At 36.4% G+C, this 24,768-nt stretch carries 21 protein-coding genes and 1 tRNA gene; 13 read left to right on the forward strand and 9 right to left on the reverse strand.

The annotated features are described in order from the left end of the window. Window positions 1-37: 37 nt before the first annotated feature. The 3 genes from DZ858_RS01765 to DZ858_RS01775 are packed head-to-tail and all read left to right on the forward strand — an operon-like array spanning window position 38 to window position 2,061. Complete coding sequence (locus DZ858_RS01765) at window positions 38-538, forward strand: rhodanese-like domain-containing protein (RefSeq protein WP_117157857.1); 501 nt, start codon at window positions 38-40, stop codon at window positions 536-538. Between the two features lie 6 nt (window positions 539-544). Then, window positions 545-1,234: a TIGR04282 family arsenosugar biosynthesis glycosyltransferase gene (locus DZ858_RS01770; protein WP_117157858.1), complete on the forward strand. Its 690-nt coding sequence runs from the start codon at window positions 545-547 to the stop codon at window positions 1,232-1,234. Between the two features lie 14 nt (window positions 1,235-1,248). Beyond that, on the forward strand, window positions 1,249-2,061 hold the full coding sequence (locus DZ858_RS01775) for a purine-nucleoside phosphorylase (protein ID WP_117157859.1): 813 nt from the start codon (window positions 1,249-1,251) through the stop codon (window positions 2,059-2,061). A gap of 5 nt (window positions 2,062-2,066) precedes the next feature. Here the strand turns inward: DZ858_RS01775 and DZ858_RS01780 are convergent, their stop codons facing one another. From DZ858_RS01780 to DZ858_RS01795, 4 genes are all read right to left on the reverse strand, one after another. Continuing rightward, window positions 2,067-5,072, reverse strand: coding sequence for an aminotransferase class III-fold pyridoxal phosphate-dependent enzyme (locus tag DZ858_RS01780; protein ID WP_117157860.1), 3,006 nt, complete (start codon window positions 5,070-5,072; stop codon window positions 2,067-2,069). 185 nt (window positions 5,073-5,257) lie between these two features. After that, window positions 5,258-6,358 carry a DUF4407 domain-containing protein gene (locus tag DZ858_RS01785; protein ID WP_117157861.1) on the reverse strand — a complete coding sequence of 367 codons (1,101 nt, stop codon included), beginning with the start codon at window positions 6,356-6,358 and terminating at the stop codon, window positions 5,258-5,260. Window positions 6,359-6,465: 107 nt separating this feature from the next. Further along, on the reverse strand, window positions 6,466-8,187 hold the full coding sequence (locus tag DZ858_RS01790) for a M56 family metallopeptidase (RefSeq protein WP_147309560.1): 1,722 nt from the start codon (window positions 8,185-8,187) through the stop codon (window positions 6,466-6,468). A 1-nt stretch (window position 8,188) separates the two neighbouring features. Then, complete coding sequence (locus DZ858_RS01795; protein ID WP_117157863.1) at window positions 8,189-8,554, reverse strand: BlaI/MecI/CopY family transcriptional regulator; 366 nt, start codon at window positions 8,552-8,554, stop codon at window positions 8,189-8,191. A 189-nt stretch (window positions 8,555-8,743) separates the two neighbouring features. On the opposite strand from DZ858_RS01795, the gene DZ858_RS01800 reads away from it, so the two are divergent. Both DZ858_RS01800 and DZ858_RS01805 read left to right on the forward strand, forming a co-directional pair. Further along, window positions 8,744-9,322: a PhnA domain-containing protein gene (locus DZ858_RS01800; protein WP_117157864.1), complete on the forward strand. Its 579-nt coding sequence runs from the start codon at window positions 8,744-8,746 to the stop codon at window positions 9,320-9,322. Between the two features lie 90 nt (window positions 9,323-9,412). Continuing rightward, window positions 9,413-10,489: a DNA topoisomerase IB gene (locus DZ858_RS01805; RefSeq protein WP_117157865.1), complete on the forward strand. Its 1,077-nt coding sequence runs from the start codon at window positions 9,413-9,415 to the stop codon at window positions 10,487-10,489. Window positions 10,490-10,550: 61 nt separating this feature from the next. On the opposite strand, the gene DZ858_RS01810 is transcribed toward DZ858_RS01805, so the two are convergent. Next, window positions 10,551-11,939: a dipeptidase gene (locus tag DZ858_RS01810; protein WP_117157866.1), complete on the reverse strand. Its 1,389-nt coding sequence runs from the start codon at window positions 11,937-11,939 to the stop codon at window positions 10,551-10,553. 215 nt (window positions 11,940-12,154) lie between these two features. Here DZ858_RS01810 and DZ858_RS01815 point away from each other — a divergent pair. The 3 genes from DZ858_RS01815 to DZ858_RS01825 all read left to right on the forward strand — a co-directional run bounded on the left by DZ858_RS01815 (window position 12,155) and on the right by DZ858_RS01825 (window position 14,668). Beyond that, window positions 12,155-12,236: transfer RNA gene (locus DZ858_RS01815), tRNA-Leu, on the forward strand. A gap of 99 nt (window positions 12,237-12,335) precedes the next feature. Then, window positions 12,336-13,997 (forward strand): tetratricopeptide repeat-containing sensor histidine kinase, encoded by a 1,662-nt coding sequence (locus DZ858_RS01820; protein WP_117157867.1) that lies wholly within the window; start codon window positions 12,336-12,338, stop codon window positions 13,995-13,997. Window positions 13,998-14,002: 5 nt separating this feature from the next. Then, entirely contained in the window at window positions 14,003-14,668 is a 666-nt protein-coding gene (locus tag DZ858_RS01825; protein WP_117157868.1) for a response regulator, read from the forward strand. A gap of 305 nt (window positions 14,669-14,973) precedes the next feature. On the opposite strand, the gene DZ858_RS01830 is transcribed toward DZ858_RS01825, so the two are convergent. Further along, window positions 14,974-16,005, reverse strand: coding sequence for an endonuclease/exonuclease/phosphatase family protein (locus tag DZ858_RS01830; RefSeq protein ID WP_117157869.1), 1,032 nt, complete (start codon window positions 16,003-16,005; stop codon window positions 14,974-14,976). Between the two features lie 131 nt (window positions 16,006-16,136). Here DZ858_RS01830 and DZ858_RS01835 point away from each other — a divergent pair, with 131 nt between their 5' ends. The 5 genes from DZ858_RS01835 to DZ858_RS01855 all read left to right on the forward strand — a co-directional run bounded on the left by DZ858_RS01835 (window position 16,137) and on the right by DZ858_RS01855 (window position 22,059). Continuing rightward, on the forward strand, window positions 16,137-17,618 hold the full coding sequence (locus tag DZ858_RS01835) for a T9SS type A sorting domain-containing protein (RefSeq protein WP_117157870.1): 1,482 nt from the start codon (window positions 16,137-16,139) through the stop codon (window positions 17,616-17,618). 132 nt (window positions 17,619-17,750) lie between these two features. Continuing rightward, window positions 17,751-19,184: a pyridoxal phosphate-dependent decarboxylase family protein gene (locus tag DZ858_RS01840; protein ID WP_239990758.1), complete on the forward strand. Its 1,434-nt coding sequence runs from the start codon at window positions 17,751-17,753 to the stop codon at window positions 19,182-19,184. Window positions 19,185-19,388: 204 nt separating this feature from the next. After that, entirely contained in the window at window positions 19,389-20,141 is a 753-nt protein-coding gene (locus tag DZ858_RS01845; RefSeq protein WP_117157871.1) for a T9SS type A sorting domain-containing protein, read from the forward strand. Window positions 20,142-20,288: 147 nt separating this feature from the next. Continuing rightward, window positions 20,289-21,527 (forward strand): BaiN/RdsA family NAD(P)/FAD-dependent oxidoreductase, encoded by a 1,239-nt coding sequence (locus tag DZ858_RS01850; RefSeq protein ID WP_117157872.1) that lies wholly within the window; start codon window positions 20,289-20,291, stop codon window positions 21,525-21,527. 1 nt (window position 21,528) lies between these two features. Beyond that, window positions 21,529-22,059, forward strand: coding sequence for a DUF1697 domain-containing protein (locus DZ858_RS01855; protein WP_117157873.1), 531 nt, complete (start codon window positions 21,529-21,531; stop codon window positions 22,057-22,059). Window positions 22,060-22,065: 6 nt separating this feature from the next. On the opposite strand, the gene DZ858_RS01860 is transcribed toward DZ858_RS01855, so the two are convergent. The 3 genes from DZ858_RS01860 to DZ858_RS01870 are packed head-to-tail and all read right to left on the reverse strand — an operon-like array spanning window position 22,066 to window position 24,743. Beyond that, entirely contained in the window at window positions 22,066-22,845 is a 780-nt protein-coding gene (locus tag DZ858_RS01860) for a heme ABC transporter ATP-binding protein (RefSeq protein WP_117157874.1), read from the reverse strand. 1 nt (window position 22,846) lies between these two features. Beyond that, window positions 22,847-23,881 (reverse strand): FecCD family ABC transporter permease, encoded by a 1,035-nt coding sequence (locus DZ858_RS01865; protein WP_117157875.1) that lies wholly within the window; start codon window positions 23,879-23,881, stop codon window positions 22,847-22,849. Further along, complete coding sequence (locus DZ858_RS01870; RefSeq protein WP_117157876.1) at window positions 23,865-24,743, reverse strand: heme/hemin ABC transporter substrate-binding protein; 879 nt, start codon at window positions 24,741-24,743, stop codon at window positions 23,865-23,867. The genes DZ858_RS01865 and DZ858_RS01870 overlap by 17 nt, the downstream gene beginning before the upstream one ends. Between the last annotated feature and the right edge of the window lie 25 nt (window positions 24,744-24,768).

Genomic DNA, 24,768 nt, shown 5'->3' on the forward strand with positions numbered 1-24,768 from the left:
AATTGATAATATGTAAGTTTAACACTCCAATAATACTATGAAATACATTTTTTCTTTTCTCCTTTTGTTACTTTCAATATCTGGTTTTTCACAGCAGTCTTTAGGAGATCTTTTACAACAGTATAATACCCGAAGTATTCCGTATATTTCGGTGGAGGAATTACGGATGCGGCAGATGAACGATTCCGTTTTAATTTTGGATGCTAGAGAAAAAAAAGAATACAACGTAAGCCATATTGCTTCATCAAAATATGTAGGGTTTTCAAAGTTTTCGATCGATTCGGTTTCTAAAAAGATTCCTAATAAAGATGCATCTATTGTAGTGTATTGCTCCTTAGGAATCCGTTCCGAAGAGATTTCAGAAAAACTAAAAAAGGCTGGATATAGTAATATTGAAAATTTATATGGAGGAGTTTTTGAGTGGAAAAACAATAAATATCCCTTAATTAATGAAGAAGGAAAAGAGACGGATAGTATTCATGGCTTTTCGAAAAACTGGAGCAAATGGCTACATAACGGAACAATAATTATTAAATAAAATCCAATGGGCTTATTATCAAAAAAAAATGTGGGTGGTGATGAAGATCTGGCTAAAGATTTTCACTTTCCCACTTCAAAAAAAGCGTTACTAATTTTTACCCGAAATCCGGAACTGGGAAAAGTTAAAACGCGTTTAGCAACAAGTGTAGGCGATGAGTCTGCCTTAAAAATTTACAAATTTCTTCTACAGCACACCGCAGAAATCACAGCCAATGTACAGTCTGATAAGTTTGTGTATTACAGTGAAGGGATTCATAAAGAAGACAGTTGGGACAATAATACCTACAGCAAAAAACTACAACAAGGAGACGATCTGGGCATCCGGATGTATAATGCATTTACCGAGGTTTTTTCACTTGGATATGACCAAGCTATCATCATTGGCAGCGATATGTATGATCTAAATACTGAAGATCTTGACAATGCTTTTACAGCATTGAAAGACCATGATTATGTAATTGGTCCTGCGGAAGATGGTGGTTATTATTTATTGGGAATGAAACAGCCCAATCAAGCTCTTTTTAGTAAAAAAGATTGGGGAAAAGATTCAGTGTTGCAAGCAACTTTAGAAGATTTAAAAGACGAAACGCTGAAAACACTAGAAGAACGAAATGATGTTGATTATTATAGCGACATTAAAGATAATGAAGCTTTCCAGGAATTTTTACCCGATTATTTAGACACCGAATTTTAATTTAAAAGAATATCATGTTACAATATATACAAGAAACTGCTGCATTTTTAAAAGACCGAGGTTTCGACCAACCTGAAGTAGGAATTATTTTAGGTACAGGGCTGGGCAAACTATTGGAAGATGTTGAAATACAAAGCGAGGTTAGCTATAACCACATTCCTAATTTTCCAACAGCTACGGTAGAATTTCATAAAGGTAAATTGATTTTCGGAATGTTAGGCGGTAAAAAAGTAATGGTCATGCAAGGTCGTTTTCATATCTACGAAGGCTATTCGTTACAAGATGTTGGTTTTCCAGTACGTGTTATGCACGAATTAGGCATTAAAAAACTTTTGATTAGTAATGCTTCCGGAGCGGTAAACCTTAACTTCAAAAAAGGAGAGATCATGTTAATTGATGATCACATAAACCTACAAGGAAGTTCGCCATTAGCCATTCGTGGTATTGAAAAAATGGGCGAACGCTTTGTCGATATGAGCGCTCCTTATGATCCTGAAATGAACAGTACAATTGAAAAAATTGCTTCAGAAAAAAATATCAATCTACATAAAGGTGTATATGCAAGTGTTGTTGGACCACAATTGGAAACACGAGCAGAATATCGTTATTTAAAAATTATTGGCGCTGATGCCGTTGGGATGAGCACCGTGCCGGAAATTATCGTTGCCAATCATTTAGGATTGCGTGTTTCAGCCGTTTCGGTATTAACAGATGAATGTGATCCTGATAACCTAAAGCCTGTAGACATTTCAGACATTTTAGCCATGGCAGCAAAAGCTGAACCCGATATGATCACCTTATTTACTGAATTGATAAAGCAACTTTAAAAAGCTTAATACGCATTCATAAAATCCTCCTCCAATACGATTTTTAATTTTGAAACAAGCTCTTCAGCATGTTCTTTACTAAAAACCATTGGAGGTTTTATTTTTAATACGTTGTAGTCCGGACCGTCGGTGCTCATTAAAACACCTAGCGTTTTCATTCGGTCGGAAAGATAAGCAGCGTGTTCGGCCAAAGGTTTTTTATTGGTGTCATTTAATTCAAACCCTAAAAAAAGTCCCTCTCCCCTCACATCGCCAATAATGGGGAATTCATTTTGAAGCTGAAGTAATTCAGACTTTAAAAAGCCTCCTGTTTCCAAAGCATTTTCTTGAAGGTTTTCATCTTCAATCACCTCTAAAACCGTTCGGCCAATCGCACAAGATACTGGGTTACCACCAAAGGTGTTAAAAAATTCCATGCCGGTATGGAATTTTTCAGAAACTTCTTTTGTACAGGCTACAATGGCTAAAGGATGCCCATTTCCAGCTGGTTTTCCCATGGTGACAATATCAGGCACAACATCGAACAATTCAAAAGCCCAAAATGTTTTTCCCATTCTACCAAAACCAGTCTGCACCTCATCTGCAATACAAAGCCCACCAGCTTCTCTCACGGTTTTATATACTTCCTTAAAATAATTTTTTGGGGGTACAATCTGTCCGCCACAGCTAATCATCGATTCGCCAATAAATGCGGCTACATTTCTTTTCTTTTCTTTTAAATTCTGCACAACTTGTTTGGCATAATCTGCATATTCAATACCACAATCAGCACCTGTATGTTTTCCTCTATACGAATCAGGCAGCGGTAAAATATGCGTATGCTTAGGTTTTGGGAACCCTCCTTTTCCTTCAAATTTATAAGAACTCACACCCATTACCGAATTGGTGTTTCCGTGATATCCCACCTCAATAGCTAGTATATCTTTTTGTTTGGTAACGGTTTTAGCCATTCGCAATGCGAGTTCGTTGGCTTCACTCCCAGAATTGACAAAATGAAGCACCGAGAGTTCCTTAGGTAGTTTTTTAAGTAAAGCTTCGGCATAATTTACTATTTCTTTATGCAAATAGCGAGTATTGGTGTTTAAAACCGCCATTTGTTGTTGTCCCACCGCTACGACCTCGGGATGCTGATGCCCTACGTGGTTTACGTTATTGGCGGTATCGATGTATTTTTTTCCGTCGGAATCTATTAAATACACGCCTTCGCCCCTAACTATGTGCAAAGGATCTGAATACGAAAGACTCAAACTTTTTCCTAAATGTTCTTTTCTGAACGAAATGATTTGCTCGTTTGAATAGGTTTCAGGCGTATCGTGGGTTTCTTCAGTAAAAAGTAATTTCGGGTTTTGACAAATACTTTTCCAAACTTGAACTTCAGAAGGAAACGCAACTCCAGGATAATTTTCTGTGTTCCCTAACAAATCGAGCATCACTTGAAAGTGAAGGTGTGGTGTCCAGATTCCATTTTCAGAAGTATCACCTATATAACCAATTTGTTCTCCTTGTTTAACTTCTTGCCCAATCTTGGTCATCTCTAGTGAGGAAAGCGTTAAATGGCCATACAAAGTGTAAAAAGGATTACCGTTAAATTCGTGTTGCAACACCAAAAGCGGTCCATAATCTTTTAAATAATCATTGTAGTGCAGAATAACCACTTTCCCATCATAAGCGGCGTGAAGCGGTGTTTTAGCATCTACCCAAAAGTCGGTTCCTAAGTGTACTGTACGGTATTGGGGACCATTGTTGCCATCCATTCTAAAAGCATTGGTCGTATAAAAAGGACGGACTTCTAAATATCCATTCGCTAAAATGCTTTCCGGATTGTCTTTTTCAATTTGTTTCAACTTGTATTCGGTGATATCGGTATCACTATATTCTTGCTTATTTCCCAGCCAAGCACTCCCTATACTCATATCTACATGCGTTACTTTTTTAATAGTAAGCGTAGGAAATAGTTGATTTAATGAAATTTTGTTGCTCGATATCCAATCTTTAAAATCGTGTTCTTTTGGGTGTGGTGTGTAGCCACATGCATTTCTGAAATTGTACAACACAAAATTTTCATAGGTACCGTACCAATGTTTTAATAACTGCCAAGCATCGTGTTCACTAATAAAATGATACACGTTTTTAGAAACATCAGCCCTTCGCAAGGCTGCTTTTGTAACTGTAATCACTAAGCGCATTCCAACTAAAGTATAGAGACATTCCAGTTCTTTTTCTGAAAGCGGATATGCTGAATGATACCCCTTAACTAGTTCCACGGCTGCAGCCAACGGGTCTGGCGTATTCATAATGGCGTACGCTATAGCAATGGCCAAATCGTTTACGGTTTGGGTATAAACGGCATCACCAAAGTCAATAATTCCGGTAACTTTAGGGTTTTTTAAATTTGAAGAAACGAGAATATTATGGTCGTTTACATCGTTATGAACCACACTTTTAGGCAGTGATTGATAAACAGGTTTAATTTCTTGAAACCGCTTTTGGAAAAATGAAACCATATCCTTTTCAATATTTTTAAAAAGGTCGGTGTATTTTTGCGTCCAAAGAGAGTCGGCCAAATTCCAATCGAAGGTTCTATTGGCCTCGGGATGTTTAAAATCTTGTAATGCCTGTGTAATTTCTCCGGCTTTTTGCCCTAAACTAAACCGTAATTTTGAAGTTTTAGGATTAACATGGGCCCAAAGCCTTCCTGGCACCCACGTTAGCAATCGTGCTGTCCTTTTTTCTTCGGAACTAATAATTGAAGTTAATGGCTTTCCTTTATCATTAAGGATTACTTCAGAGAAATGACAATTTGTTTTCTTTGAGGCTAAATGATTTAAAATCTCTGTTTGAAACTGTAAAAATGATGCTGCTGTTTCCGAAGTGGAAATTTTTAAAAGGTAAGTGTTGCCATTTTCGGAAACCAATTTAAAGTTTTCATCTTCATCGCCTTGTAGAGCTGAAGCTTTACCAGTGATTCCATAGTGTTCTAATGCTATTTGAGATGCAATTTCCGTTGTCATTAGCAGTAATATATTTTACTAACAATATTAGGGAAAATTAGAATCATTTCGAAAGAGAAATAGTTAAGAAATGGTTTTTAAACTACAGTCATTTCGAGGAAAAATCGCATCTAAATAAAGGCTATCTTTTTCTTGAAATGTGAACGTGTCATGCAGGATGGGATTTATCCCTGCAGTCGAAATGATTATAACACTCCTTTCTGTTTCTTATAAAAAGCATCAGCCTGCAGTTGCATCAACTCGCGTGCTTTTTTACGTTTGTAATCGTACAATTCCTGTTCTTCGGCAATATCAGCGTACACCCTGTTGTTGATGTCTCGGTCTGTAGTAACAAGAATTTCTCTTTGGGCTTGTTGCTGCGTAACCCACGATTTTAATGCACTTTCTTGCTCTTCCAGTTTTAAATCGTACGCGCCTTTGGGTGATAATAGTTTAGCGATGATCGGTGACGTTTCAATGGCTAAAAACAATAAGAATATAAAGAATGACGGTAGCCAAGGTAATTTATCAAGCGCATTGACACGAGCCATCAACCCATCAAAACCATCAATTACCGGTTGGGTCTCGGCGACTTTGGTTTGATACGCATCAGAAACTGTTGCAATCTGGCTTTCCAATGCTGTAATCTTTTCAGTGTTTACAGTCTGTAATTCTTGTAAAGCAGCTAATTCTTCATCGTGTTTTTCCCGTTTTTCTTTGTAAACGGGACCTTTGCCAATAAGTTCGGTTCCTTTCCTACCTTCGGCTTCGGCGATGTAAGTTTCATACAAGGCGTTTACCTCGGTTTCTTTATCAGTGACCTCCTTTTTAAGGGCATCGATTTCAGTGTTCAATGCTTCAACCGTTGGGGTGTATTGCAAGGCCAATTGATCTTTGTTGGCGAGCGTCATGTCGTTTTTTTCTTCGAGTAGGACTTGATTAATTTCCTTTTCAAAAATTTTCATTTCCAACGGTTTTGAAATGACAATCGCTATAATAATCGCCAAAAGAATCCGTGGCGAAGCTTGTATTAGTTCATCAAAGAAATTCTTTCGTTTTTTGATGGTTGAAACTATAAACCGATCGAGGTTAAAAATGAGCAAGCCCCAAATCATTCCAAAGAAAATAGCGGTAAACAGGTTATCAAAAACGGTGTACAAAGCATACGAACCTGCAATAGCTGCCATGACAGCCGTGAAAAATACGGTGGCGCCAATACCAGCATATTTGGTGCGTTCGCCAGGTGAGCACGCTGATAGAATAGCCGTATCGGCACCGGAACAAAAAATAAAGAAACGTTGTAACATAGGTTGATTGATTTTGATTGACAGACTATTAGAACGTTAATTCTAGGTATTTGTTACAAAAAAGCCTCGATAATTCGAGGCTTTTGCATTTTGAATTAATATTGGTATTAGTCAATCTCAATTCCTTTTTTCGAAATTTTCACAATAGGATTGCTTTTTTCAAAGTTGGTTGTTTGGATATTTAAATTTCTATCCTTCTTCACTAAAGCGATGGCTTTTTCGGCTGTAATTCTTTTCTCTTCATAAAAAAAAGCAGCATTCCTTTTTGCCATCAATGTAATATGATCTACTGGGTTTAAAGACTCTGGTGGTAATGGCGGAGCCATTTCATTATCATCAATTTTTGGTGGCGGAGGTGGTGGCGGTATGTTTCCGCCCTTATCATTCACGCCTTTAATTACTTTTTTGGGTGGTTTAGGTGCCTTTGGAGCTGGTGGTGGGGGCGGAATTAACAAAGTCGCTCCTTTTTTATGTTGCGCATAGTCTGTTTTCTGAAATTCTACTTCTAATTTTTTTAAATAGTCTTCACTATTTTTTGAAATAAGTATAGAGGGAAGTGCTTTATTAAAATCATTTTTAGTCCATCCTTTTGTTATAACATTTAGATCGTCTTTAAAAGTTTTAATGCTCGACGGCTTTCCATTAAGGGTCACACTATTTACGCTAATCATGACTACAAATGTTTTTTTATTGTTTTTTTGAGCGCCTTCTACAAAATCGGTTGCATACGTATCATAACGGCCTATTTTATTTTCCAAATAGCATTCTGGAAAAGGTTGAGCCTTGTCTTTTTGATTAGCCGTCATTAATCCGTAAATATGCTCTAATGTTTCAAGATCGGTTACCGGAATTTTACGGTCCTCAATGGCTACAGCATTGTACTTTTTAGCTAATTTGTTATACGTAATAAGTTGTTCTTTTGTAGCTTTCTCAATACTTTTTTTTGAAACTGTTTCCGTTTGTGATGTTTCTTTCACAATGGTTTGCTTACTACTGAAGCCATAAAGCATGAGGGCTACTAATGGCATTAAAAACAAGCTTCGAAGCCAAATTGCTTTTTTTGAGGTGTGTGTTTTCATAACTGTAAATCGTTTTTTGATTAATGAATAATTGATTGAATTTGCCAATTGTGGCGTTACGGCATGTGATGAATATGCCAATAATAAATTTTGATACACTGATGTTTTTGTGCCTTGATTTAATACAGCACGATCGGCTAAAAATTCGTGATTGAGCTTCATACTTCTTTTTAAGAATATAAAGAGTGGATTAAACCAAAATAGGACGTGAAGCAATTCAATAACAAGAATATCGAAACTGTGCTTTTCTTGAGCGTGAGCTTGTTCGTGAAGCAATACTTCCTTCGGAATTTCATTCGCCTCATACTTAGTTTTATTTAAGAAGATGTAACTGAAAAATGTGTGTGGTGCTATATTTTTCTGAAGTAACACGTGGAAAAAGTTTCTTTCTTTCAGCATTGGGTTTTGTTGAATTTTCTTCCAAATACTGAAAAGGTTTCTACAAAAACGAAACCCGAAAAACGCGACACCCAATGTGTAAACAGTCCATAAAACATACGGTAAATAATCAACGCTTTCTTCGGCAGGAATTGCTTGAATATCTGAAACATTTGTAAGAACCATATTGGTTGTCTGTGGTACTTCAACATACGTAGTAAACGTGATAAATGGGATTATAAAAGAAACCGAAATAACGCCTAACAAATAGAATCGTTTAAAAGTATGTGCGCTTATTTTCTCCAAAAAAAACTTATAAAAAGCAAAGAAAATCAATAAACAAGCGGCCGATTTTAATAGATACCCTTCCATATTATTTTTCTTTAAGTTGTTGGTCAATCAGTTTTTTTAAGTCTTCCAATTCTTCTTTACTCAAATCAGTTTCTTGCGTAAAAAACGAAGCAAATTGCGAAGCGCTGTCGTTAAAAAAATCTTTGATCATGCCATTCATTTGCTTAGAGAAATAGTCTTTCTTTTTTACCAACGGAAAGTATTCTCGAGAACGCCCCAGTTGTTTATAATCCACAAAGTTTTTATCCTGCATGCGTTTTAACAGCGTAGCCACAGTAGTTGGGGCAGGTTTTGGCTCTGGATAAGCTTCAATTAAATCTTTCATAAACGCTTTCTTCTGTTTCCAGAGCAATTGCATTAATATTTCTTCGGAATTAGATAATGACATATTTCTACAAAATTAGAATCAACTCTACAAATGTAGAATAATATTTTAATTCTACAAACATAGAATTAATAATTTTTCAGAAAAAAATAAAATTCCAACTGGAAATGAATTAGGCTATCTTTGTATCAAATTGAATAGTAATACCCTAAAAAGGGTTTAATAAGATTCTCGACTTCTCGGGAAATGAATATGAGCCTGGAACGCGATTTAAGCAAACGAGCTGAAAACAAATGTGAATTATGTACTTCTGAAGAAAACTTATCGGTTTTTTCAGTTCCAGATTCCCCAAAAGAAGGGTTGGAAGCTAGTATTTTAATCTGTTCAACCTGTAAAGAACAAATTGAAGACGAAACCAAACGCGACCCTAACCATTGGCGTTGTTTAAATGATAGCATGTGGAACACTACCCCAGCTGTTCAAGTAATGGCATGGCGTATGTTACAACGGTTGAAAAGCGAAGGGTGGCCTCAAGATTTGCTGGATATGATGTATATGGAAGATGAAACCCGCGAATGGGCAAAAGCTTCGGGTGATGGCGTTGACAAAGGCGATGCAATTGTTCATCGTGATAGTAATGGAAATATTTTAGAAGCTGGTGACTCAGTCGTTTTAATTAAAGATTTAAAAGTAAAAGGAAGCAGTATGGTTGCTAAACAAGGTACTGCGGTTCGCCGAATTTCACTAGACCACGAAAACTCAACCTACATTGAAGGAAAAGTAGACGGACAACAAATTGTAATCATCACCGATTTTGTAAAGAAAATGTAATGTTTTTCAAACCCCTACACTTCAATAATTTATGAAGGGTTTGTAATTTTGTTATGATTATATAAAGAAATTTCCTGCTATTTTTATCGTATGGTAATAAAACAACCCGATGTAATTAAAGTATTGGAAGATCCTACTCAAGCTGCGGAGCTTGCAAACTTAGTATATATTACCGAAAAAAAACTCACCATACAAAGACACCGTCACGGACGCGGGTTTTATTATACCAAAAACGGCAAAAAGATAAAAAGTAAATCGGCCATTAAACGGTTTAAAAGTTTGGTCATTCCTCCTGCTTGGACCGATGTTTATATTACCCCACTTAAAAATGGTCATTTACAAGTTGTAGGACGAGATGAAAAGAAAAGAAAGCAGTATCGGTATCATCCACATTGGTCACAAATACGCAATAAGACGAAGTTCTTTAAAATGGCGGAATTTGGAAAAACACTGCCGAAGATAAGAAAGCAAATTGAAGAGGATTTGAAACGTCCTAAAATGGACAAGCGGAAATGTTTAGCAGTCGTACTTCATCTAATGGAAGAAACCCACATTAGAATAGGAAATTCCTACTATGCAAAGAAAAATAAATCGTACGGGCTCTCCACCATGAGAACGAAACATTTAGAAGTTTTGGAAAATGAACTATTGTTTGAGTTTGTAGGTAAAAAAGGGAAAGAACACCGTATCCCCATAAAAGACAAACGTCTTCAAAAGTTGGTTTTGCAATGTGAAGAAATACCCGGTTGGGAGTTATTTCAGTATTACGATGAAGATGGAGATCACCATAGTATTGACAGCGGAATGGTAAATAATTATATACAAGAAATTACAGGGGATATTTTTTCAGCAAAAGACTTTCGTACTTGGGCCGCCAGTAAAATTGTTTTCGAAACACTACATCATTTAGGTATTGAAGAAAACGAAAAACAAAATAAAAAAAATATTCTTACCGCTTATGATGCCGCTGCAGAAGGACTGGGAAACACCCGTACCGTTTGCAGAGAATATTATGTACATCCTGTTTTAATTGAAAAGTATGAAGATGGTTCTATTCGGTCCTATTTTGAAAAAGTAGATACCATTAAAAACAACAAAGATTTGCTTTCAACTTCTGAAACGGTGCTTTTAGACTTATTGAATGAATATGAAGTAACTATAAATTAAAAACTGTATCCAAATAGTTGAACTACTTGAATACAGTTTTTAAGAATGAATTGTTTGTCAGTTATTTACTCATCTCTGTAAAGTAATGATAGAACTGCGGAATAGTTTCAATTCCTTTTAAGTAATTCCATATCCCAAAATGTTCATTCGGTGAATGGATCGCATCGGTATCCAACCCAAAGCCCATTAAAATGGTTTTACTTTTTAATTCGTTTTCAAACAACGCAACAATAGGGATACTTCCGCCACTACGTTGAGGAATTGGTGTTTTACCAAAGGTTTCTTCATAGGCTTTACTTGCAGCTTGATACCCCGTATTATCGATTGGCGTTACATACGCTTGCCCTCCGTGATGTGGCTTCACTTCTACCGTAACAGCTTTTGGTGCAATACTTTCAAAATGATCTTTAAACAATTGGCTTATTTTCTTCCAATCTTGGTTGGGTACCAATCGCATACTTATTTTAGCGTACGCTTTACTGGCGATTACCGTTTTGGCGCCTTCGCCAGTGTACCCACCCCAAATACCATTTACATCTAGTGTAGGCCGTATAGAGTTTCTTTCGTTTGTTGTATAACCGGCTTCACCATATACATCGCCAATCCCTATTGCTTTTTTATAGGCTTCTTTATTAAAAGGAGCTTCGGCCATTTTAGCACGTTCTTCTTCTGAAAGAATCTCCACATCATCATAAAAACCAGGAATGGTAATATGATTGTTTTCATCCTGAAGCGACGCAATCATTTTCGCTAAAATATTAATTGGGTTTGCTACTGCCCCACCGTACAAGCCACTATGCAAATCGCGATTGGGACCAGTAACTTCAACCTCAACATAACTAAGTCCCCGCAGTCCTGTTGTAATCGATGGCGTATCGGGCGCAATCATTCCGGTATCGCTAATTAAGATAACATCGTTGGCTAATTTTTCTCTATTTCGAGTAATAAACCACTCCAAGCTAGCACTACCCACTTCTTCTTCGCCTTCAATCATAAATTTTACATTGCAAGGCAGTTGATTGGTTTCGGTCATATATTCCAACGCCTTTACGTGCATGTACATTTGTCCTTTATCATCACAAGCACCGCGGGCAAAAATAGCACCATCAGGATGAATGTCAGTTTTCTGGATTACCGGATCAAACGGCGGGCTGTTCCATAAATCCATCGGGTCTGGCGGTTGCACATCGTAATGACCGTACACTAAAACAGTTGGAAGATTTTTATCGATTATTTTTTCACCAAAAACAATAGGATACCCTGGTGTTTCACAAATTTCAACGGTATCACATCCTGCTTTTTTTAGGCTATCTTTTACTGCTTCCGCGGTATTAAACACATCGTCTTTATAAGCTGAGTCTGCACTAATACTTGGTATTTTTAGCAGCTCGATTAATTCGTCTATGAAACGTTGTTTGTGTTCTTCAATATAAGGTTTTGCACTTTTCATCTGTATAAAATATTTTGAGAAATAAGAAGATGGAATGCCCTCTATTATTCATTTTCAGTGAATTTTAAAATTATAAATGGGCATTTCATAGTAATTTTTTTAACTGAAAAGCTAAAGGTACCAAAAACAAAATTTTATCTGAAAAATTTGTTTGCCAATTATGAACTTTATGTATATTTGCACTCCTTTTGAAATAAAAAGGTACTTATTGAAATGCGGGTGTGGTGGAATTGGTAGACACGCTAGACTTAGGATCTAGTGCCGCAAGGTGTGAGAGTTCGAGTCTCTCCGCCCGCACTAAAAGCTTCTTTATGAAAATAGAGAAGCTTTTTTATTCAAAATAAGAAACGGCCAACGATTTCTTGGCAACTAAAAATTAGTTGTTATTTTAGAGGAATGAAAATCAACAGAAATTCATTCCTCCTTTTTTTCTTTAATCTATTTGGTTTCTTATTTATTATTTCTGGTTCGCTCTTTGCTCAAAAGGCAATTGATAGTACACATTATTATTATAAGGTAATTGTACAATCTGAAAACCCCACAGAGATTACTTCAGCACTTACTTTTTACGAACAAAATTACAAGCAAAAAATAAAAAAAGGCGACAGTATTGGGGCTGCATACGCATTGGAAATGCTAGCACTGGGAAAATACAATTTTGGAAGCTATAACGAAAGTGAACAAAAGACAATTTTGGCATTACAGCTTGTTGACACTAACACCGACTCTATTTCTATTAACACAAAAAAAAGGTTGTATAATCGATTAGGCATTTTATACAGTAAAATAAACGCATTCCAGAAAGGGTTAGACCTTTATAAAAAAGCTGCTGAGTATAGCTATACAGCAAAAGATTCGTTTTCCATTATCAACAATGTGGCCAATATTCTAAGAAAACAAGAAAACTATACACAAGCGGTTGACACATTGCAATATGCCAATATAATAGCATCGAAATTAAATGACCCAAATAAAAAAGCTTATGCATTGGATAATTTGGGCTTCGCTCAATCAAAATTAAACCACCCAAAAGCATTTCAAAACTTACAAGCTGCTCTTCGCTTACGACAGAACATCAAAGATTCCATTGGTCTTTTTTCCAGTTACAGACACTTATCACTTTACAGTAATGAAAACAATAAAAAAGAGCAAGCCAAAATATATGCAGATAAAGCACTCTTAGTTTCCCAAGCAATTAATGATATCCATTTTAAAAAAGAAGCCCTAAAGCTTATTACTGCATTAGATAACAACCCGAACATAAAAAGGTATCAATTTTTAACCGATAGTTTGCACAGTGCTGAACAAGAAAAACAAAACAAGTATGCGGCTATGCGTTACGATGTTGAAAAAGAACGACGCTTGACTCAACAAGTTGAACTAGAACGGGAAAAGGAAAAGCAACTAAAGCTTATCTACCTTGGTGTAGGAGCTATCATCCTATTGACATCCATCTTTATATATTTTATACTTCGTTCCCGTCACAAAAAAGAAAAAATACGGCAACTTTATAATACCGAAACCCGCATTTCAAAAAAAGTACACGACGAAGTTGCCAATGATGTGTATCATGTAATGACGAAGCTTCAGACTTTTAAATCTATTCAAGAAGATGTACTGGACGATTTAGAAGAAATTTATATTAAAACACGTGATATTTCAAAACAAAACAGCGGTATTGATCTAACTGAAAATTTTGATGAAACTCTAGACGATTTACTGCTAAGCTATAAAAATGAGGAGACAACAATTATTACAAAAAATAGTGCTTCAGTTGATTGGGTTCCCGTTTCTGATATTAAAAAAACAACCATTTACAGAGTACTCCAAGAATTGATGACCAATATGAAAAAACACAGTAACGCTACGGTAGTTGTTATTGCTTTTCAGCAAAAAAACAAAAAAATAACGATTGATTATAATGATAATGGCGATGGGTGTAGCTTAAAAAAAGGAAATGGTCTTCAGAATACGGAAAACCGTATAAAAACAATTGGAGGAACGATTACTTTTGATTCTCAAGTTAATAATGGGTTTAAATCTACCATTATATTGTAACTATTATGTTTAAAAAAGTACTAATTTCTGATGATCTAGGCAGTATTAACAAAGGAGTTGTTTCTGTTTTAAATAACCTTTCTATTCAAAATGTACAGCAAGTACAGTACTGTGACGATGCATATTTAAAAATTAAAGCCGCCATACAAGAAGGAACTCCGTATGACCTATTAATTACAGACCTTTCGTTTAAAACCGACCACAGAGAACAAAAATACATTTCGGGTGAAGCCTTGATTAAGGAATTAAGCCATGAAGGTATTGACATTAAAGTCATTGTCTATTCTATTGAAGATCGGCTTCAAAAAGTGAGAACACTTGTGAAAGACTTTAAAGTAGACGCATATGTATGTAAAGGTAGAAAAGGCCTTGTTGAATTAGCTGAAGCTATTAATACTGTAGTAACTGATAAAGTATATCTTTCACCCCAAGTACATGAAGCTCTCACAAAAAAAACTAATTTAGATATTGATGATTACGATATAGAGCTTGTAAATCAATTAGCCAACGGTTTGTCACAAGATGAAATTAGTAACTATTTTAAGAATAATTCTATATATCCCAATAGTTTAAGCACCATTGAAAAACGCCTTAATAAATTACGAATTCAGTTTAAGGCCAATAATGCTATTCAGCTTGTAGCCATCATGAAAGATTTAGGTCTTATTTAAAAATGTAGAAAACTTCCTTACATTAAGGAATCCCGTAAAATTTATTTAAAATTTCCTAGTACGTTTGAAAAACAAATGGTTTTCACCACTTTCCATACAACTGGGGAGTTAAAAAAGTGGTTTCAAAACTTCTATAGTATCTTCTATAGAAGTTTTTTATTTTTAAAAGTTTCATAACGGTCATTTTATTCTTTATCACGTCCCTAAAAGTTTCCAACTAACTATATGCTTATAGGTAGTCCTAACGATGATTTCCTGCATAAAATTCGGGTATTAGGTAAGGTCCAGCTTATCATTTAAGATAGCTACTTTCCCTCTTCAATCTTTTCTTCTACTTCTTTTTCTTCATCTCCGTTTAGTTTTCCTTTTGTTTCGGTTTTTCTTCTTTTTTTATGATGTATTTCATAATACATGGCAAAATGGTCACTTCCGAAGTTCTTGGTTCGCACCATCGTTTTTACAAACAGATCTTTGGTATGAAACAAATGATCCAATGGAAACCGCATTAACCGATATTTAGCATGATAGGTTGGAAAAAAACCACGCCCAATACGCGGATCGATCATAGCTGTCATTTTTTTAAATAACCGAGTAGTTCGGCTCCAAACCACATCATTCATATCACCACAAATTACTACTGGTTTATTAAGTTTACGTATTATTTTGCCCACAATCATCAACTCAGCATCCCGCTCTTTTGACGTTTCATTCTCAGTAGGGCTTGGTGGTGCTGGATGTAAACAAGCAAAGAAAATAGTTTGGTTTTCAGAAAGCGGGTATTCAAAAAAAATAGAGGGCACCCCTTCTTCCACATGGTAGTTTACTTCAACATTTATCAAATCAGTTTTGGAATATAGATGCATTCCATAATAATTGTCCAATGGTATTTTAACTGTATATGGATATACTTTTTCTATTTCTGAAAGACCTTCTTCCCATTTTATATCACTTTCCATAGTAAGCACCAAGTCTGGGTTGTATTGTTTTATTTCGGTTTTAAGTAAATTATATTGAGTATTATCTTGCAATACATTGCCTGCAAGTATAGAAACACAGCCGTCACTGGGAAAATCAGGCTTATTTCTTGGATATAAAGAACTATACGGGAATACTTTCACTACTTGATAAATAATGGATCCAACGAGTGCAGCAAGCAAAATCCAACTAAAAAGAGTAAAATAATTTTCAAAAATTAAAAACAAGGCAAGAAGCACCATCTGTATTGTCACGGATTGCAAACGGATAAAGTCTGGAGTTCTAAAAAACCAATGTGGATTTTCAGTAGCTGGAAAAAAGGGACTTACTATAAATATCAGGATTACAACATATAAAACCATTGTATAAATGTACTGTTTTAATTAAAAATTTTCTTCAGAAAAAAAGTAAATCCTATTTCATAAATCAATCTATTTTTTTCACTCGAGGCTAATATGTATTTTTGAGAAAAATAAACAACTCCTTAATTATTATGAAAAACATTACACTTTCAATTTTACTGACTTTTTTTGCAGTTGGCTTTATGCTGGCGCAAGAGACTTACACAACGCCTAATGACGGCGGAACCTATACACTAGACGATATTGCCGCCCTAAGCGCCACTACGGTTACCGTTTCTGGAACCGATTATACGCTTTTAGAAAACCTCATAATTGCTGAAAATGATACTTTTTTAATTGACCAAGATTTAACGCTTTCCATAGATATCGATTTATTAATCACTGTATTTGGCGCTTTCAATATCACAGCAGATGCAACAACAATTACTGCAATTGATACTGCCAATCCATATGAAGGCTTCCGCTTTGAAGAATTTTCAAGTATTGACCTTCAAAACACAACTATAGAGTATGGAGGCGGTCTTAGAGTGTTGACTGAAGATTTCAGCATAGATAATTGCACCTTGACCAATAACGTAGAAGGTGGAGCCACTACTGGCGGTGTTATTTCGTTGTTTAGAGGAACTCCTCAAATTACCAATAACACGATTACCTTCAATGCACTTCCAGCCGTAAGCTCGGGTGCAAATAGTGGCGTTTCACCAAATATTTCAAATAATTATTTGGAAGGCAACAACCAGTCCAACTCTAACCGACCACAGATTAATTTAGGTATTACAAATCCTGGTGATACTTTGAGAATTATCCAAAATACAATAATTGGTGATAGAAGCCTCGATATGGTAGGTGGAATCGCTGTTGCCAATTTTTTTGGTGGAAGCGGAAACATCTTAGCCCGAATTGATGACAATACTATTGTTGATAACCGTTACGGAATGAACATTGTAGGTAGTAACTCCTTTGCATTCGTGACAAACAATATTATTGAAGACAACGATACTCAAGGCCTACCAAATTCCGGAGGAAGTGGTATTTCCCTTAACAGTGCATCTGCCGGAATGGAGGTTATTGCTTCTGGTAACGAATTTAGACGAAACCTTTGGGGTATAACTGTAATTGACCAAGCTTCCATTAACTTAGGCGACGGAGAAGATAACACAGGTGAAAACGTTTTTTCTGAAAATGGAAATGGCGGCGTAACGTATGCAATATACAATAACACTGCAAATACTTTACAAGCTAAAAATAACTGTTGGATTGAAGGACAAGAAAGCGAAGAGCAAGAAGTAGAAGATGTGATTTTTCATGTGGTAGACGATTCTACTTTAGGTGAAGTAATTTTTGATCCCTTTTTATGTGGTGTATTAAACGTAAATGAAAACACCTTTGCAAACTTCAACTTTTACCCAAATCCAGCAAGTAGCCAAATTCAGTTCAACAACCAATATTCTTTTAAAACATTAAACATTTATAATGTTACTGGAAAATTAGTTTCTAAAACATCGCTTACCGAAGGAGAAAACACAGTAAAAACTAACTTACCTTCTGGGGTTTATTTTGCTCGTTTTAGTAATAATAGCGAATCAACTACTGAAAAACTAGTGATTAAATAAAAGATCACTTTATACTTATTTAAAAAACACGCTGATAACTAAACAGCGTGTTTTTTTGTTTAGTGCCCTCTTTCTATTGCTAAAAGCGTAATTTTGCACTTTTAAAAACCTCCAAAGAAAAAAGAATTGAAACTGGATAAAAACGCAAAATTAGAGTTGAATAAAGCCGAAATGAAAAAATATGGCTACGAAGTTGTAGAAGCCATTGTAGATCATTTTGATACACAGAAAGAGAAACATCCTGTAGCATTGGCTTCTCGTGAAGAAATGGATACAATGTTTCTTGAAAAAGCTCCTGAAAATCCTGAAGACGCTCATAAAGTACTCGATTTTGTATTGAAAAATGTGATGACCAAAAGCAACATCGTTTCGCACCCAAAATCATTTTCCTTTGTTCCGGGCCCTAGTAATTATATCAGTGCGATGGCCGATACGTTGGCTACAGGTTTTAACGTGTTTTCCGGCGGATGGGCTGCTTCTCCTGCCGCAGCGGAACTTGAAATTGTAACATTAAACTGGTTATTAAAAATATTTGGTTTCCCTGAAAAAAAAGGCGGTGGGATTTTCACTAGTGGTGGCTCGATGGCCAACTTAACGGCAATTGTAACTGCAAGAAGAATTAAATGTGGGGATGATTTCAGTAAAGCTGTGATTTACTTATCAGATCAAGCACATTCTTCCAATATTAAAGCCATTCGGATTTTAGGGTTTAAAAAGGAACAAATTCGTATTATCCCGACCGATATTGAGTTTAAGTTATCGATGAACAAGCTCCGAAATGCTATTGCCAAAGATCGCTTAGAAGGATTACAACCTTTCTGTATGGTCGCTACGGCCGGAACTACAAACACAGGAACGGTAGATCCACTTTCCGAACTTTCAAAAATCTGTAAAAAAGAAAATATTTGGTTTCATATTGATGGTGCCTATGGCGGAGCGGCTATCCTTGCCAAAAACGGTAAAAAATTATTGAAAGGTATTGAAAAAGCAGATTCACTTACCGTAGATCCACACAAATGGTTTTTCCAACCCTACGAAATGGGCTGTTTGTTGGTTAGAAATAGCAAATGGCTTAAAAATACTTTTACCGAAACGCCAGAATATTTACGCGATGTAGAAGGTAACGAAAGTGAAATCAACTTTTACGATCACGGCGTACAACTAACGCGGCGTTTTAGGGCGTTGAAGTTCTATATGTCTATTAAAACTTTTGGTCTAAAAGCATTTAGAAATGCCATTACCTACAATATTCAATTAGCAAAAAAAGTAGAAGGTTTACTTCGGAAAAGTGCCAATTGGGAAATTATTTCGCCCGCAACCTTGGCGGTTATCAACTTTCGCTACAACCCCATTGGCAACAAACTCACTGAAGATGAACTCGATGAATTAAACCAATATATTTCAGAAAAAGTAGTGGGTTCCCGCGAAGCATTATTGGTCACTACGGTTTTAAATGGTCAAACGGTTTTAAGAATGTGCCTGATTAATCCTCGAACCACGCTGGAAGATGTAACGGAAACTATTCTGCTGTGTAACGAGTTTGCTAAAGAAAAATATTCCACTTGATACATGCTGACGTCATAGTAATTGGCGGACTTTTTTTTCGACAATCAACGTGGTGGACCTATCTGCCCGCCCCCGTATTATCAGAATCGACTGACCGAGATGGTAAAGAACAATCCAAGTTTTAAAAAAAACTATTATATTTAGCTTAGAACATTGAAATTCAAGGCTCTAGAAACTTATTAAAACAATAAAAGAAAGACTGTTATGAAAACAAGTATAAATCTAAAATTGTTACTGGGTTTTATTTTTATATTCAACCTACAAACTGTTATTACAAATAAGCAATCAAGCACGCTTTACGCTCAAGACCCCGACCTTTTTGAACATACTTGGTATTTTATAACTGGTGAATTAGAAGGAGAAATGTTTTTTCAACCTCCAGAAGAACACAACATAGAAGTAAATTTTAGTAATGATGAGATATTTTTATGCTACCCCAGTTGTGATGAATGTTACAGTAATTATGTAAAAATAACAGCAGATAGTTTTACAGTGTCTGAGCTTGAATCTTGGATAGTGCTAATAGGTGATTGTATTCCGCCACAAAATGATTTTATAGGTGTACATAATTCAGTTTATTTTTATAATCATGAAAATTCAAAAAACCCTTTTACCTACACCATAGAACCCGTTGATGATTACCAACAGCTCACTATAACAAACGTCGAGGGTGACTGGGCAGTATATAACAGTGTGTTGTTGTCCACTCCAAATTTTAATGATACACGTTTTAGTATCTACCCCAATCCCGTAAAAGAAACCCTAAAAATAAGCAATGATTTAAACCAAACGGTAACAGCAACAATCTATGATGTGAGCGGTAAAAGATTACAAAGCCATGCTCTTGAAAACAGCTTGTCAAGTATAGATGTAAAAGCGTTAAGCGCAGGTTTGTACTTTGTATTTTTTGAAAATAAGGCCGGAGAGCGAGCAAGCAAAAAGTTTATTAAAAAATAATAGCTATCAACCCTTTCAAGTTTTACTACCTGAAAGGGTTATTTAACCTTTCTATTAGCAAAGTCAACATTTTTAAAAAATAGGTTTTATCAACCTGTTTCCTTAGCATTTCTTACTTTTATGGATTTGTAAACCAACCCTACTTTAATGCCCAATAAGTCTGACATACTAATAATTGGCGGCGGCGCGGCCGGATTTTTCACGGCGATCAATGCTGCAGAACAAAACCCCGAATTAAAAATAATCATTCTCGAACGCGGAAAAGAAGTACTTACCAAAGTGAAAGTTTCCGGTGGTGGACGTTGTAATGTGACCCACGCCAAATTTTTACCCAAAGAACTTACCCAAAATTATCCGCGTGGCGAAAAGGAACTCTTAGGCCCGTTCCACAGCTTTATGACCGGTGATACCATCGAATGGTTTTCAAAACGCGGTGTAGAACTAAAGATTGAAGAGGACGGTCGCATGTTTCCGGCAACCGACAGTTCTCAAACCATTATTGATTGTTTTATTTCAGAAACCGAACGGTTGGGGGTTGACGTGCTGAAAGGTCAATCCGTTAAGTCAATAGAACACTTCGACTCCGCTCAGCATCCATTTTGGAAACTAGGAACTCTTTCTGATGAATTTTCAGCAGAAAAACTAGTCATTGCAACGGGAAGTAATCCTAAAATTTGGAAGGTATTAGAAAGTTTAGAGCATACTATCGTCCCACCTGTTCCTTCATTATTTACATTTAATATCGATGATAAACGAATAAAGGATCTACCTGGTCTTAGCACTGAAGCTTCTGTAAAAATTTTAAATGAAAACAAAAAAACAATACTTGAAAGTGAAGGCCCGCTGCTTATCACCCACTGGGGCATGAGCGGTCCCGCTATTTTAAAATTATCGGCTTGGGGTGCCCGATTATTAGAACCTACCAAGTATCATTTTAGGGTGCAGGTTAATTGGCTGTTGGATGCTTCAAAAGAATCTATTTCAGAAAAACTTAAAAGCCTTAAAATAGAGCTTGCTAAGAAAACAGTTTTAAAAAACGCACAATTCGATCTTCCCAAACGGTTATGGCAAAGTTTGGTAGATGCTTCAGATATTTCAGAAACTACAACGTGGGCTGATATTTCAAAAGAACAGATAAACAACCTTGCTTCACAGCTTACCGAAAGTCGATTTAATGTACACGGAAAAAGCACTTTTAAAGAAGAATTTGTAACTGCTGGAGGTGTAAAACTAAAAGAAGTTGACTTTAAAACCCTTGAAAGTAAAAAACACAAAAACCTGTATTTTGCAGGAGAGGTGCTAAATATTGATGCGATTACAGGTGGTTTTAACTTCCAAAATGCGTGGACCGGAGGATATCTAGTAGCGCAATCTATTGCAAAATAATATGGCAAAACATATAGCTTTACTAAGAGGAATCAATGTAGGAAGACATAAAAAGTTTACCAAAGCTCAGCAACTTGACATGTTATCAGATTTGGGCTATAAGAATACAAATGTGTACTTACATACAGGCAATTGGATTTTTGAAGCTTCGGAAAAGAAAGAAAAAATAACCCAAAAAATTTCGGAAGCCATACAAACCAAATTTGGTTGGGAGTTGCCTATCCAAGTTTTGACACCTTCAGAAATTGAAACGATTTTTACAGCATGTCCTTTTTCCGAAGAAAAGAAAATAAAAAGCTATTTTGTAATCCTTTCAGAAAAACCTAGCGACAGCTTGATTAAAGAAGCAAATTCAATACAATATCCTAACGAAGAAATTATAATACTAGATAATTGCATCTACTTTTATGCTGCAAAGGGCTATGGCCGTACAAAGTTTAACATGAATACTTTTGAAAAAAAACTAAACGTACAAGCTACCTCCCGAAATTATAATACAATTACAAAAATAATTGCACTAGCTTCTACTTAAGGTGTTTTATTCAAAAAACAAATACATACTCTCTTTTTCAGTATGGATAACTGGTTCTAAGCGGTAGGCAGTTTTAATGTGTTGTTTGGTCAACACCGCTTCTTTAGGACCCGCGGCCAACAATTTTCCGTGATCCAGCAATACAATATGGTCTGCGAATTTTGCTGCTAAGTTGAGATCGTGGACTACTCCAACGATTACGATATCCTTTTGTTTTAGCAGTTCGAGCAGCTTATGCATAAAATGAAACTGATAATGTACATCCAAAAAAGTGAGGGGTTCATCCAACACCAAATATCTTCCTGCTTTGTTTTCAGGTGGATACCATATTTGCGCAACAACACGCGCAAAATGGACGCGTTGTTTTTCACCGCCGCTCAAGGTCATATAATCCCGGTTGGCCATATCCCAAACATCAAAAAACCGCATAGCTTCTTCGCAAGCGATTTCGTCTTTTTGACTGGGTTTAACCGAAAAGTGCGGGTATCGCCCCATCATTACCACTTCAGAAACTTGTAAGGGGAAGGCCAATTCAATATTCTGGGACAATACCGCACGGATTTTTGCCAATTGTGCTACGGTCATTTCGGTTAAATTTCTGTTTCCATACTGTACAGAGCCCGTTTTAGCTTTAATTTGATTACAGATAACTTTTACCAAAGTGGATTTTCCCGCGCCGTTGGGACCAATGATTAAATTGAGATTTCCAGGTTTAAAAGTGACCGAAATATCATCAAGAATTACCTTGTCGCCAATTTTGTATGTTATGTTTTGTGTCTGAATCATTTTAGAAGAAATAGTTTTTCTTTCGTAACAGAATTATAAAAATAGGAACACCCACTACGGAAGTTACAATCCCAATAGGAAGTTCGGCAGGACGCAATAGCATTCGGGACAATAAGTCGGCAAGACATAGCAAGACACCTCCCAGAACGGCACTATTCAGAATAAGAAAGCGATTGTCCGATCCTTTTAAAATTCGTAACAAATGCGGCACAATAAGCCCCACAAAACTAATTACCCCCACAAAAGCGGTTGCCACAGCTACCATAACCACGTTAATGAGTAGGATTTTCCATTTCAGACTTTTGAGGTTGACTCCAATAAACTGTGCTTCTTCTTCGCCAATCATTAAAGCATTTAAGTGTTTTGCATACCGTAAGGAAAACAACAAGCAGATAATAGTAGAAGCCCCCACAATAATAACCGATGGCCAATTAGCGCCGGAAAGGGTACCTAAATTCCAGAAAATAATGGAGCGTGCCTGTGGGTCACGTGCTATGTAGGATAAAAAGCCAACACCGCTTAAAAACAAGGCGTTAATGGCGATACCCACGAGCAATAAAGTGACCACGGAGCTTTTACCGGTCTGTTTGGATTGAGATAGGAAAAAAACCAAAGCTGTGGAACAAATGGCTCCCAAACAAGCGGCTAATGGAAGTGTGTATTCCCCAACATTAAAATCGAAAGTTGCTCCTAATGCAAAATACAAAGCCGCGCCAAAAGCTGCGCCACAAGACGTGCCTACCAAACCTGGCTCCACAATAGGGTTTCGGAACAATGCCTGAAGCAAAGCCCCGCCAACCGCAAGGCTTGCTCCCACAAAAATACAGAGGATAGCGCGGGGCAAGCGGATTTCCATAAAAATACGCTCGGTGAGGTTTAATCCTTGTTCGCCCGAAGTCATTTTTTTAATTGCAGAAACCATATCATCTAATGTAATCGATACGGCTCCATACCGAATGGAAAATAGCACGATAACAAGTAATACAATGCTTAATAATGGAAAAACACCTATATACTTACTACTTTTCTTTTTCATCTTGATGGATCAGTTCTTGAAGTTTTAATACATTTTCACCGGTTCGTGGACCTAGATACACCATATCATGCTCTTCAACCCGATAAATGTTTTTGTTTTTGAAAGCCCGTGTAGTGGAAACTCCGGGGAGATCTGCTATGCCATTCATAGAGCCTAATTTATCATAGCCATAATCGGTAAGCAGTATAACATCAGGATCTGATTTTGCAACTACTTCAGGTGAAAACTGTTTCATACCACGGTCGCCTTGTACAGCCATTTCGCCACCGGCCCATTTAATCAATTTCCCCGCGGTGCTTTTTTTGGTCATAACTAGATAAATATTGGAAGCACGCCCAAAGTGTATAACCAAAACTTTTGGTTTCTCTTTATAGCTATGGGTGTTTGCCAATGCCTTTTTCATATCACTATCCAGCTTTTTGCACAGTGCTTCTGCTCTAGATTCTTTGTCAAAATACCGTCCCATTTCGCGCATTAATGAATCTGTTCCAGCGATGGTATTTTCGTATTTCCCAAATTGTTTCATCGGGATTTTGAGTTTTTTTAATTGGGTTATCACATGTTCAGGGCCTATATTATTATCTTCCAAAATCAGGGTTGGTTTCATAGACAAAATAGCCTCCGTGCTCAGTGCTCGGTGATAGCCTACGTTGGGAAGTTCTTTAATTTCCGGCGGATACGTACTCGATACATCGACGGCTACAACATTCCCTTCAGCACCAAGTGCATAGATGATTTCGTTGTATTGTTTTGAAATTACAACAAGGCGTTCCTCATGATCCTTCTTTTTGTCTTCATTACCAAAACGTCCGCAAGCTGAAACCGAAAGCGCCAATAACGTATATATAATTAGTTTATTCATTTATTTAAATTTTAAAAAGGAGGTT

The organism is Marixanthomonas ophiurae, assembly GCF_003413745.1.
Classification (GTDB): domain Bacteria; phylum Bacteroidota; class Bacteroidia; order Flavobacteriales; family Flavobacteriaceae; genus Marixanthomonas; species Marixanthomonas ophiurae.